This window comes from Marinitenerispora sediminis (assembly GCF_003336425.1).
GTDB classification, from domain to species: Bacteria; Actinomycetota; Actinomycetes; order Streptosporangiales; family Streptosporangiaceae; genus Marinitenerispora; species Marinitenerispora sediminis.
In genome coordinates, this window is record NZ_QEIO01000013.1 from 1 (window position 1) to 12,137 (window position 12,137).

The window sequence follows — 12,137 nt, forward strand, 5'->3', positions numbered from 1 at the left end:
CACTGCCCCCGGCCCCCCGCGACGAACCGACGCACGCACCCCACTCGCAGGGAGAACGCGACCGATGCTCACCGCCTCGATCACTCTCGACCCGGCCTTCCGCGTCGCCCCGGTCAACCGCCGCACCTTCGGCTCCTTCGTCGAGCACCTCGGCCGCTGCGTCTACACCGGCATCTACGAACCCGGGCACCCCGCGGCCGACGCCGACGGCTTCCGCACCGACGTCCTCGACCTCGCCCGGGAGCTCGGCGTGACGGTGGTCCGCTACCCCGGCGGCAACTTCGTCTCCGGCTACCGCTGGGAGGACGGGATCGGTCCGCGTGAGTCGCGCCCCACCCGGCTCGACCTCGCCTGGCACAGCACCGAGACCAACGAGGTCGGCCTCGACGAGTTCGTCCGGTGGAGCGCCCGGGCCGGCGTCGAACCCATGATGGCGGTCAACCTCGGCACCCGGGGCATCCAGGAGGCGCTGGACCTGCTGGAGTACGCCAACCACCGCGGCGGCACCACCTGGTCGGACCGGCGGATCGCCAACGGGTCGCCCGAGCCGCACGGCATCCGCATGTGGTGCCTCGGCAACGAGATGGACGGCCCCTGGCAGATCGGGCACAAGACCGCCCGCGAGTACGGCCGGCTGGCCGCCGAGACCGCCCGCGCCATGCGGCTCCTCCAGCCCGGCCTCGAACTCGTCGCGTGCGGCAGCTCGCACCTGGGCATGCCCACGTTCGCGGAGTGGGAGGCCGCCGTCCTGGAGGAGGCCTACGACGCCGTCGACTACATCTCCCTGCACGCCTACTACGAGGAGAAGGACGGCGACCTGCCGAGCTTCCTCGCCTCCGCGGTGGACATGGACCGGTTCATCGACGCCGTCGTCGCCGCCGCCGACCACGTCCGCTCCCGGGTCCGCAGCCCCAAACGGATGATGCTGTCGTTCGACGAGTGGAACGTCTGGTACCAGAGCGGCTCCCCGAGCCGGCCGCCCACGGGTGAGGACTGGCCGGTCGCGCCGCCGCTGCTGGAGGACGTGTACAACGTCGCCGACGCGGTGGTCGTGGGCGGCCTGCTGATCTCGCTGCTGCGGCACAGCGACCGGGTCACCGCCGCCTGCCAGGCCCAGCTGGTCAACGTGATCGCCCCGATCATGACGGAGCCCGGCGGGCGCGCGTGGCGGCAGACCACCTTCCACCCCTTCTCCCTGACCGCGCACACCGCCGCCGGCGACGTGCTCCGGGTCGAGCCCGCCGGGCCGGTCCAGGACACCGCCCGGTTCGGCCCGGTCCCCGTGGTCGACGCCGTGGCCACCCACGACGCCGACGCCGGTACCACCGCGGTGTTCGCGGTGAACCGCTCCACCGACCAGCGGGTCGAGCTCGACATCGACGCCCGCGCGCTCGGCGCCGGCCGCATCGCCCGCTGCCTGACCGTCGCCGACGACGACCCGCGCGCCGTCAACACCCCTGACGACCCCGACCGGGTCGTCCCGCACCCCAACCCCGACGCCACCGTCGACAGCGCGCGCGTCCGCGTCGTGCTGCCGCAGGTGTCCTGGACCGTCATCGAGCTCACCGCCGTCCAGGACGAGTGAGACCCGCCGTCCACCCCTTCCATCCCCACCGCACCGAACCCACCAGTGAATCGGCGCCGGTCCGCGCGCACCGCCGGGCGGGCCGGCGCCGGAGGGAGCAGACATGAGGACCCGACGACTCACCGCCGCGGCGATCGCCACCGCGGCGCTGCTGATGACGACGCTGACGGCGTGCGCGGTCGGCGACGCCGCCCGCGGCGAGAACGGCATGGTCGGCATCGCCATGCCCACCCAGTCCTCCGAGCGCTGGGTGCTGGACGGCGAGAGCATGGTCGAGCAGTTCGAGGAGATGGGCTACAGCACCGACCTGCAGTACGCCGAGGACGTGGTCGAGAACCAGGTCTCGCAGATCGAGAACATGATCACCAAGGACGTGGACGCCCTGGTGATCGCGCCGATCGACGCCGCGGCCCTCACCGACGTCGTCCAGCAGGCCGCCGACCAGGACATCCCGGTCATCTCCTACGACCGGCTCATCCTCGGCAGCGAGCACGTCGACTACTACGCCAGCTTCGACAACTTCCAGGTGGGCGTGCTCCAGGGCGAGTACATCGAGGAGCGCCTGGGGCTCGCCGACGGCGAGGGGCCGTTCAACATCGAACTGTTCGCCGGTTCGCCGGACGACAACAACGCCTCCTTCTTCCTCGACGGCGCGATGTCGGTGCTGCAGCCCTACATCGACTCGGGCGACCTGGTGATCCGCAGCGGGCAGACCTCCATGGAGCAGATCGGCACGCTGCGCTGGGACGGCGCCACGGCGCAGGCCCGCATGGACAACCTGCTCAGCGCCAACTACAGCGACGAGCACCTCGACGCCGTGCTGTCCCCCTACGACGGCATCAGCATCGGCATCATCTCCTCGCTGAAGAGCGTCGGCTACGGCACCGAGGACCGGCCGATGCCGGTCATCACCGGCCAGGACGCCGAGGTCGCCTCCCTCAAGTCGATCATCGCCGGCGAGCAGACCCAGACGGTGTTCAAGGACACCCGCGAACTCGCCGAGGTCGCGGTCGGCATGGCCGACGCGGTGATCAACGGCCAGGAGCCCGAAGTCAACGACACCGAGAGCTACGACAACGGCGTCCGGGTCGTTCCGGCCTACCTCCTCGAACCGGTCTCGGTGGACCAGGACAACTACGAGGAGGTGGTGGTCGAGAGCGGCTACCACACCGCCGAACAGCTCGCCGACTAGCCGGCCGGAGGCCGCGATGACCGACACCATCTTGGAGATGCGCGGGATCAGCAAGGAGTTCCCCGGCGTGCTCGCGCTGGAGAACGTCGACCTACGGGTCGCGCGCGGGGAGATCCACGCCCTGATGGGCGAGAACGGGGCCGGCAAGTCGACCCTGATGAAGGTGCTGAGCGGGGTGTACCCGCACGGCACCTACGGCGGCGACATCCTCGTGGACGGCGAGGTCCGCGCGTTCCGCGACATCCGGGACAGCGAGGCCGCGGGCATCGCCATCATCCACCAGGAGCTCGCGCTCATCCCCCAGCTGAGCGTCGCCGAGAACATCTTCCTGGGTAACGAGCGCACCCGCGGCTCCGGCGTCGTCGACTGGGGGCGCACCATCGGCGACGCCCGGGCCCTGCTGGCCCGGGTCGGGCTGCGCGAGGACCCCACCGCCCCGGTGGGGTCGCTCAGCCTCGGCCGGCAGCAGCTGGTCGAGATCGCCAAGGCGCTGTCCAAGGACGTCCGGCTGCTCATCCTGGACGAGCCGACGTCCGCGCTCAACGAGACCGACAGCGCCAACCTGCTCCGGCTGCTGCGCGAGTTCCAGGGCAACGGGCTCACCTCGATCCTCATCTCGCACAAGCTGAACGAGATCACGCAGGTGGCCGACAGCATCACCGTCCTGCGCGACGGACGCAGCATCGAGACGCTGCGCACCGCCGACGGCGAAGTGACCGAGGAGCGCATCATCCGCGGCATGGTCGGCCGCGACCTCGACCACCGCTACCCGGAGCGGACCCCGCGGATCGGGGAGGTCCGGTTCGAGGTGCGCGACTGGACGGTCGACCACCCCACCCGGCTGGACCGCCGGGTAGTCGACGGGGTGGACCTGGCGGTGCGCGGCGGCGAGATCGTGGGCATGGCCGGGCTCATGGGCGCGGGGCGCACCGAGTTCGCCCTGAGCCTGTTCGGCCGCAGCTACGGGCGCTACGTCGCCGGGACGCTGCACAAGGACGGCCGCGAGATCCGCGTCCGCGACGTCGGCGACGCTATCGCGCACGGCATCGCCTACGTGCCCGAGGACCGCAAGGAGCTCGGGCTGATCCTCGACGACGACATCCGGCGCAACATGACCCTGGCCGCGCTCGGCAGGGTCAGCCGGCGCGGGGTCCTCGACCCCGGGCAGGAGGTGCTGCGGGCCGGGGAGCTGCGGGAGCGGCTGCGGATCCGGAGCCGGGACGTCTTCCAGCGCACCGGCGACCTCAGCGGCGGCAACCAGCAGAAGGTCGTGCTCGGGAAGTGGATGTTCGCCGAACCCGACCTGCTCATCCTCGACGAACCGACCCGCGGTATCGACGTCGGCGCGAAGTACGAGATCTACCAGATCATCCACCGCCTGGCCGACCAGGGCAAGTGCGTCCTGCTCATCTCCTCCGAGCTCCCCGAGCTGCTCGGCATGTGCGACCGCGTCTACGCCATGAGCGCGGGCCGCGTCACCGGCGTGCTGCCCCGCGGGCGGGCCGACCAGGAATCCCTCATGCGGCTCATGACGGCGGCCCGCCCCGCCGGTGCCGCGGCCCCGACCACCAGCGAGGCATGACACCGATGACAGCCATCCGCGACGCGATACGGAGCAACGCCCGGCAGTACGGGATGGTGATGGCGCTCGCCGTCATCGTCATCCTGTTCGAGATCCTCACCGGCGGCCTGCTGCTCCGGCCGCTCAACATCACCAACCTCATCATGCAGAACAGCTACGTCCTGATCCTGGCGATCGGGATGATGCTGGTGATCATCACCGGCCACATCGACCTGTCGGTCGGCTCGGTGGTGGCCTTCGTCGGGGCGACCTCCGCGGTGATGCTCACCGGCTGGGGGCTGCCGGTGCCCGTGGTCGTGGTGCTCGCCCTGCTCACCGGCGGGCTCATCGGCGCCTGGCAGGGGTTCTGGATCGCCTACGTGCGCATCCCGGCGTTCATCGTCACGCTGGCCGGGATGCTGGTGTTCCGCGGGGCGACGATGATCGTGCTCGGCGGCGAGTCGATCGGCCCGCTCCCGGAGTCGCTGCGTGCCCTGGGCAGCGGCTACGTTCCCGACGTCGCCGGCGGCGAGGTGCACCTGCTGACCCTGCTGCTCGGCGTGCTCGCCAGCGCCGCGCTGGTCGCCAGCCAGGTGCGGATCCGGGCACGCGGACTGCGCTACGGGCTGCCGGTCGGCTCCCGCAACCTCTTCGTCGCCAAGTGCGCTGCCCTGGTCGTGGTGGTCATGGTGTTCGCCTACGTGCTCGCGATCCACAACGGCATCCCGATCGTCGGCCTGGTGCTGGTCGCGCTGATCGTCGCGTTCTCCTTCGTCATGAACTCCACGACCGTGGGCCGGCGCATCTACGCGGTGGGCGGCAGCGAGAAGGCGGCGATGCTGTCCGGCGTGAAGACGCGGCGCACCACGTTCTGGGTGTTCGTCAACATGGGGGTGCTCTCCGCCCTGGCCGGCCTGGTGTTCATGGCCCGGCTGAACGCGGCCACCCCGCGCGCGGGCACCATGTTCGAGCTCGACGCGATCGCCGCGGCGTTCATCGGCGGCGCGTCGGCCGCCGGCGGTGTGGGCACCGTGGTCGGCGCGGTCGTGGGAGCGCTCGTCATGGGCGTCATGAACAACGGCATGTCGCTCATCGGCCTGGGCGTGGACTGGCAGCAGGCCATCAAGGGCCTGGTGCTGCTCGCCGCCGTGGCGTTCGACATCTACAACAAGAACCGGGTCGGCACGTCCGGCGCCGCCCGGCGGCGCGCGGCGCAGCGTCCGGTGCCGCCGCCCGGGGACGGCGGCAGCGAGCCCGGGGCACCGCCGCCGGCCGCCCGCGCGACCGGATCCGGCCGGGGCTGAGGCGGCCGCGGGCCGGGCCGGCGGTTACCGGAACGGCCCGCGGCGCGGACCGCCGAGCGCACCGAAGGCCCGAAGGCCCGAAGGCCCGGCGAACCGGCGAACCGGCGAACCGGCGAACAGGGCGGAAACGCCGGTGAGTTGCAGTGAGCGCCGGGATTCGCTGCGCTTCACGGGTATCCGTTGGCATTTGTAAGCAGTTCGTGATCTCTTTCCGGTGGGCAGCCGGGTGGACCGGCCGCTACGGTCCTGCGAATAACCGGGACGGACGTCGGTGGTGCGGGGTACCCGCCGCGCCGCCCGCGTCCGGCCCCGGTCGACCCATCCACGACCGGTGAGAGAACGACACACCATGGCCACCTTCGCCAAGTTCCACCTCGACGCCCACCCCGACGCCTCCCGCGAGGTGCTGCACAGCACCCTCGCCCAGCAGGGGTACCGCTACACCTGGGAGAACCCGCAGCAGGGCCTTGCCGAGAAGGGCAGCAAGGTCAAGGCGATGCTGCTCGGCGCCTTCGCGATGCACTACAGGTACGCCCTCAAGCTCGACGCCAACCCGGACGGCAGCCACACGGTGTCGCTGCTGCTGAACAGCACCGGCGTGTCCGGAGGAGCCCTCGGCATCGCCAAGGTGCGCACCCAGCTCGACGAGCTCTACGGGGTGCTCCGGCAGGCGTACACGGCCACCGGGACGCTCCGCAACTCCGAGGTCGGCTGACGTCCGCGCGCCGTCCGGCCCTCTCCGCACAGCCCGCCGATCGGGATGAAACCAGCGGGCGCGGCGACGTAGTCTGAGGGACTGTGGCCGGTCGGATTCGAGACGAAGACGTCGCGCTCGTGCGCGAGCGCTCCCCCATCGCCGACGTGGTCGGCGAGTACCTCCAGCTCCGCAACGCGGGCGGCGGCTCGCTGAAGGGCCTGTGCCCCTTCCATGACGAGAAGTCGCCGTCGTTCAACGTGACGCCGAGCCGGGGGCTGTTCTACTGCTTCGGCTGCTCCGAGGGCGGCGACGTCATCGCCTTCGTGCAGAAGATCGACCACCTCAGCTTCGTCGAGGCGGTCGAGAGCCTCGCCCAGCGAGCCGGAATCCGGCTCCAGTACGAGCAGGGCGGCTACACCCAGCGCACCGACCAGGGGCAGCGCCAGCGGCTGCTCGACGCGCACAAGGCCGCGGCCGAGTTCTACGTCGAGCAGCTGCTCTCCCCCCGGGCCCAGGAAGGGCGGCGCTTCCTCAGCGACCGCGGGTTCACCCGGGCCGACGCCGAGCGGTTCGGCGTCGGCTTCGCGCCGCCGGGCTGGGAGTCGCTCACCACGCACCTGCGCAAGAAGGGGTTCGCCGACAAGGAGATCATCCTCGCCGGCCTGGCCAGCCAGGGCCGGCGCGGCCCCTACGACAAGTTCCGCAACCGGCTGGTCTGGCCGGTCCGCGAGGTCACCGGCGAGGTCGTGGGGTTCGGTGCGCGCAAGCTCGACCCCGAGGACGACGGGCCGAAGTACCTCAACACCCAAGAGACCCCGATCTTCAAGAAGAGCCACCTGCTGTACGGGCTCGACCTCGCCAAGCGCGACATCGCCCGTGAGCGGCAGGCGGTCGTCGTCGAGGGCTACACCGACGTCATGGCCTGCCACCTGGCCGGCGTCACCACGGCGGTGGCCACCTGCGGCACCTCCTTCGGCGAGGAGCACCTGAAGATCCTGCGGCGCATGCTGCTCGGCCGCTCGGAGTTCGGCGGCGAGGTCGTCTTCACCTTCGACGGCGACGCCGCCGGGCAGAAGGCCGCCCTGCGGGCCTTCGCCGAGGAGCACGGGTTCGTCACCGAGACGTTCGTCGCGGTGCAGCCCGACGGCCTCGACCCGTGCGACCTGCGCCTCAAGCACGGCGAGGCCGCGGTGCGCGACCTCGTGGCCGCCAAGCGCCCGCTGTACGAGTTCGCCATCCGCAGCGAGATCGAGAACCACAACCTCGACACCTACGAGGGGCGCATCGCCGCCTTCGAGGCCGCCGCCCCCATCGTCGCCGGAATCCGCAACGAGGGCATCCGCAAGTTCTACGGCGTCAGCCTGGACAAGTGGGTCGGCCTCATGGACGAGAGCTACGTGCTGCGCCGCGTCGACGAGCTCGCCAGCGGCGGCCGCACCGCGCGCCGGGGCCGGCCGCAGCCGGCCCGCACCGCCGGCGGCCCGGACACCGCCGGCTACGACCGCCGCGACCCCGTGGTCCAGCGGGAGCGGCAGGCGCTCAAGATCGCCCTCCAGCACCCCGCCCTCGCGGCGGAGTTCGACCGGCTGGACGCCGAGGCGTTCACCGTGCCGCAGCACCGCGCGGTGCAGGAGCTGATCCGCGCCCAGGGCGGCACCGCGGCGGCCGACGACCCCGCGCGATGGGCGGCCCGGCTGCGCGACGCGGCGCCCAACGACGCCCAGCGCGGCTTCGTCACCGAACTCGCCGTGGAGCCGATCGAGGTCTATGGAGAGCTCGACGAGCATTTCGCCACGGAAATACTCGGCGCAATCACAATTCATTCCATCGATCGGCAGATCGCAAACCTCAAATCGCGGCTGGGCCGTCTCGACGCGGTCGCCGACGCCGAGGAATACCAGCGGGTATTCGGCGAGCTCATGGCCGTTGGCCAGCGGAAACGCGTCATGCGGGAGCGTGTCGCCGGAACCGCGTAACACCGAGGTGACAATAATAGTCCTCTCCATTCCGGCGGCGGAGCGGGCACACTGTATTCGTGGCTCTTTCGGCGCTGCCCAGCGAGATGCCGCCCATTCAGGAGGTGGTGCGGCTGGTCGCGGGCGAAAAATCCGATGAACCGGTCACCACCGCCGACGTCGCCGCCGTCCTCGACCGCCTGGACGCCCCGCCCGAGGTCCTCGACCAGGTCGTCCGCGGCCTGGCGCGACAGGGGGTCGACGTCGTCGACCCGGCCGCCGAGGAGCCCGCGGCCGCGGCCGAGTCCGCGCGCCGGGCCCCCACCGGCGACCTCGTGCGGATCTACCTCCGCGAGATCGGCCGGATCCCGCTGCTCTCGGCGGCGGAGGAGGTCGACCTCGCCAAGGCCATCGAGGCCGGCCTGTACGCCGAGCACAAGCTCGGCCCGTCCCCTCCCGCGCCCCCGCCGTCCTGCGGCGGCGTCCCGCACAGCGCGGTCGAACTCCGGGAGCTGGCGGCCGACGGCGAACGCGCCAAGGGACGGCTGATCGAGGCCAACCTGCGGCTGGTGGTCTCGATCGCCAAGCGCTACATCGGGCGCGGCCTGCTGTTCCTGGACCTCATCCAGGAGGGCAACCTCGGCCTGATCCGCGCGGTGGAGAAGTTCGACTACGCCAAGGGGTACAAGTTCTCCACCTATGCCACCTGGTGGATCCGGCAGGCCATCACCCGCGCCATCGCCGACCAGGCGCGCACCATCCGCATCCCGGTGCACATGGTCGAGACCATCAACAAGCTCATGCGGGTGCAGCGGCAGCTGCACCAGCAACTCGGCCGCGAGCCGACCCCGGGGGAGCTGTCCAGCGAGATGGGCCTCGGCGACGAGCGTGTGCAGGAGATCCAGCGCCTCGCCCAGGAGCCCGTCTCACTCCAGGCGCCCATCGGCGAGGAGGACTCCGACTTCGGCGACTTCATCGAGGACTCCGACGCCGTCGCCCCCGTCGAGGCCGCCGCCTTCGTCATGCTGCAGGACCAGCTCGGCGGCCTCCTGGGGGCGCTGTCCGAGCGGGAGCAGCGCATCATCCGGCTCCGGTTCGGACTGGCCGACGGCCACCCGCGCACGCTGGAGGAGGTGGGCCGGGAGTTCGGTGTCACCCGTGAGCGCATCCGGCAGATCGAGTCCAAGACCCTGGCGAAGCTGCGGCACCCATCGCGGGCCAGAATGCTCCGCGACTACCTGGAATGACCGGCCGGTGGCCGGGTCCGGCGAACCTCGTGCGCCGGGCCCGGGGCGCGGCTACCGTCGGACGTGATGCCTGCCGACCAGCGCGCCCGCGCGACCCGCGCCGGCGGCCGGCGCCCGGGCGCGGTCGCCGCACTGGCTGCGGCCGTCCTGCTCGGCGCGGTGCTGACCAGCGCCTTCGTGGTGATCGTCGCGCGCGCCGAACCGGACGGGGAGCCGCGGCGCATCGCCTACTTCGCCGAGTGGAACATCGCCAACCGGGGCTACACCGTCCGCGACATCGAGGAGAGCGGCGCCGCCGAGCGCCTCACCCGGGTGCTGTGGGCGTTCGGGCACGTCGGCGCCGACGGCCGGTGCGGCGTGCCGGCCGACGGCAACCAGGCCTGGGAGCTGTACCAGCGGCGCTACCCGGCCGAGCTGAGCGTGTCGGGCGAGGCGGACGGCTACCGGCAGCCGCTCGCCGGCGCCCTCAACCAGCTCCGCGCGCTCCGGGAGCGCCACCCGGGACTCGGTGCCTCCATCTCGCTGGGCGGCTGGAACGGGTCGGCGTTCCTCTCCGACGCCGCGCTGACCGAGGAGTCCCGCCGCGCGTTCGTCGCCTCCTGCGTGGACCTGTGGCTGCGCGGCGACCTTCCGCACCGGGACGGCGAACCCCAGGGCGGCCCGGGCGCGGCCGAGGGCGTCTTCGACGGTGTCGACCTGGACTGGGAGTGGCCGGGCGGCGGCGGGCGGACCGGGAACGCGGCGCGTCCGCAGGACCGGCGCAACCTCACGCTGCTGGCCGCGGAGTTCCGCCGCCAGCTCGACGCGTTGTCGGCCGAGACCGGGCGGACGTACACGCTGTCGGTCTCCCTGCCGCACGACCTGGAGCGCATGCGGGCCGGATACGAGCCCGAGCTGTACGACCTGGTCGACTTCGCCACGGTCCAGGGCTACGACTTCACCGGCTCGTGGAGCGCCACCACCGACCACCACTCCCAGCTGTACGCCCCCCGGGACGCCCCGACCGCCACCAGCGTCGACCGGTCCGTGCGGGGCTACCTGTCGCACGGCCTGCCGGCCGACAAGCTCGTGGTCGGCTTCCCCGGCTTCGGGCGCGGCTGGCGCGGCGTCCCCCCGGACGGGTTCGGCCGCCACGCTCCGTCCGCCGGACCGGCCGAGGGCGGGTACGGGGAGGGGACGGACGCCTATGCGGACCTGCGGGACCGCCCCGGCCTGCGGTTCCTCGACCCGCTGAACGGAACGTACTGGATCTACGACGGCGACGCGTGGTGGACCTTCGACCCTCCGGAGGTGGTCGCGCTCAAGGGGACCTACGCCCGGGAGCGGGGGCTGGGCGGCCTCATGCTGTGGAACCTGGACATGGACCCCGACGGCGAACTGGTGGCGGCGATGGACGAGTCGCTGGGGGAGGGGTGAACGGCCGGGCGGCCGCGGCCGCCGCCGCCGATGAGCGGGGGACTCGGCTGTCGGACCGGTCCCGCAACGAGGGCTCCTTCCCCGCCGATGCCCGGCCGGCCGGCGAGCGGAGCGCCGGGCGGGGCAGCCGTGTCCACCGCCGCCGCCCCCGCCGCGCAGCAGCAGCCCGACGAGTTCGCCCCCGCCGGCCAGTCGCTGCCACAGGGGTCGTGCAGGAGGATCTCGTCGGTGGCGTCGCGGTCGCCGGTGGCGATGGCGATGGCGGCAAGCCTCCGGACCCCGTCGCCGACCGGGCGCGGTGGGGTGGTCGGGGGTCCGGGCCGCGTCGGCGATGGTGGGCGCCCGGCTCGGCCGCTTGACGATGTGAACCGCGCCTCGTACCTTCGTCTGTGACATCAGACGTCTGATGTCACACCATCGAACACGACGGCGTGGAAGGAGGCCCTGGTGGCCCTGTCGGACGAGATCGCCGAAGACCTGCTGACGGCGATCATCGACGGACGCTACTCCGCCGGCAGCGCGCTGCCGCCCGAGGGCGAACTCGCCGAGAAGTACGCGGTCAGCCGGCTCACCGTCCGGGAGGCGATCACCGCGCTGCGGGTGCAGAGCGTCGTGCGGATCCAGCGCGGCCGGGGCACCTACGTCAACCCGCCGGACCAGTGGACCGCCCTGGAGCCCATGATCCGGGCCGCCGCCTCCACCCCCCGCACCAGCGCCGCCATCTCCGACCGGCTCATCGAGGCCCGCCGGCTGATCGAGACCGGCGCCGCCCAACTCGCCGCCGAGCGCCGTACCGACGAGGACCTGGAGCAGCTGGCCGCCCTGCTCGACGACATGCGCGCCGCCGACGGTGCCAGCGACGTCGAACTGTTCGTCCAGGCCGACATCGCCTTCCACGACGGCGTTATGCGCGCCACCGGCAACGCGTTCGTGCCGCTGCTCTTCGAACCGTTCGGGCGGCTGCTGGTGGAGGCGCGCCGCGAGACGTCGGCGGTCGCGCAGATCCGGGCGCACGCCATCGACCACCACGCGGCCATTCTCGACGCGATCAGAGCCGGCGACGCCGAACGCGCCCGCACGGCCATGACGGCGCACCTCAACCAGACCGCCGACGACCTGCACACCCACGTGGTCGCGCCGAGGACCGCGCCGGACGAGGCCGCCGGCACCGGCTGACCGG

General features: G+C 72.1%; 9 protein-coding genes. All 9 read left to right on the forward strand.

Features of this window, described 5'->3' with window-relative positions:
• Positions 1-64: 64 nt before the first annotated feature.
• The 9 genes from arfA to DEF28_RS03880 all read left to right on the forward strand — a co-directional run bounded on the left by arfA (position 65) and on the right by DEF28_RS03880 (position 12,133).
• Complete coding sequence (gene arfA, locus DEF28_RS03835; RefSeq protein ID WP_114399604.1) at positions 65-1,585, forward strand: arabinosylfuranosidase ArfA; 1,521 nt, start codon at positions 65-67, stop codon at positions 1,583-1,585.
• 103 nt (positions 1,586-1,688) lie between these two features.
• A complete protein-coding gene (gene chvE, locus DEF28_RS03840; RefSeq protein ID WP_114399603.1) occupies positions 1,689-2,777 on the forward strand; it encodes a multiple monosaccharide ABC transporter substrate-binding protein in 1,089 nt (362 codons plus the stop codon).
• A 16-nt stretch (positions 2,778-2,793) separates the two neighbouring features.
• The gene (gene mmsA, locus DEF28_RS03845) at positions 2,794-4,359 is read left to right on the forward strand and encodes a multiple monosaccharide ABC transporter ATP-binding protein (RefSeq protein WP_114399602.1); all 1,566 of its coding nucleotides are present in this window, start codon (positions 2,794-2,796) and stop codon (positions 4,357-4,359) included.
• Complete coding sequence (gene mmsB, locus DEF28_RS03850) at positions 4,356-5,642, forward strand: multiple monosaccharide ABC transporter permease (RefSeq protein ID WP_233515076.1); 1,287 nt, start codon at positions 4,356-4,358, stop codon at positions 5,640-5,642. Before mmsA ends, mmsB begins: the two co-directional genes overlap by 4 nt.
• A gap of 331 nt (positions 5,643-5,973) precedes the next feature.
• The gene (locus DEF28_RS03855) at positions 5,974-6,357 is read left to right on the forward strand and encodes a hypothetical protein (RefSeq protein ID WP_147280208.1); all 384 of its coding nucleotides are present in this window, start codon (positions 5,974-5,976) and stop codon (positions 6,355-6,357) included.
• Positions 6,358-6,440: 83 nt separating this feature from the next.
• Positions 6,441-8,315 carry a DNA primase gene (gene dnaG / locus DEF28_RS03860; RefSeq protein ID WP_114399600.1) on the forward strand — a complete coding sequence of 625 codons (1,875 nt, stop codon included), beginning with the start codon at positions 6,441-6,443 and terminating at the stop codon, positions 8,313-8,315.
• Between the two features lie 86 nt (positions 8,316-8,401).
• Positions 8,402-9,541, forward strand: a complete 1,140-nt coding sequence (rpoD, locus tag DEF28_RS03865) for an RNA polymerase sigma factor RpoD (RefSeq protein ID WP_114446106.1) — start codon at positions 8,402-8,404, stop codon at positions 9,539-9,541.
• A 66-nt stretch (positions 9,542-9,607) separates the two neighbouring features.
• Positions 9,608-10,957, forward strand: a complete 1,350-nt coding sequence (locus DEF28_RS03870; protein WP_114399598.1) for a glycoside hydrolase family 18 protein — start codon at positions 9,608-9,610, stop codon at positions 10,955-10,957.
• 447 nt (positions 10,958-11,404) lie between these two features.
• Entirely contained in the window at positions 11,405-12,133 is a 729-nt protein-coding gene (locus DEF28_RS03880; RefSeq protein ID WP_114399596.1) for a FadR/GntR family transcriptional regulator, read from the forward strand.
• Positions 12,134-12,137 lie beyond the last annotated feature (4 nt).

What these genes read in the sequence shown, in the direction of transcription:
- mmsA (WP_114399602.1), top strand. Translation starts at nt 2,794, where the DNA reads ATGACCGACACCATCTTGGAGATGCGCGGGATCAGCAAGGAGTTCCCC.
- DEF28_RS03870 (WP_114399598.1), top strand. Translation starts at nt 9,608, where the DNA reads ATGCCTGCCGACCAGCGCGCCCGCGCGACCCGCGCCGGCGGCCGGCGC.
- rpoD (WP_114446106.1), top strand. Translation starts at nt 8,402, where the DNA reads ATGCCGCCCATTCAGGAGGTGGTGCGGCTGGTCGCGGGCGAAAAATCC.
- chvE (WP_114399603.1), top strand. Translation starts at nt 1,689, where the DNA reads ATGAGGACCCGACGACTCACCGCCGCGGCGATCGCCACCGCGGCGCTG.
- mmsB (WP_233515076.1), top strand. Translation starts at nt 4,356, where the DNA reads ATGACACCGATGACAGCCATCCGCGACGCGATACGGAGCAACGCCCGG.
- arfA (WP_114399604.1), top strand. Translation starts at nt 65, where the DNA reads ATGCTCACCGCCTCGATCACTCTCGACCCGGCCTTCCGCGTCGCCCCG.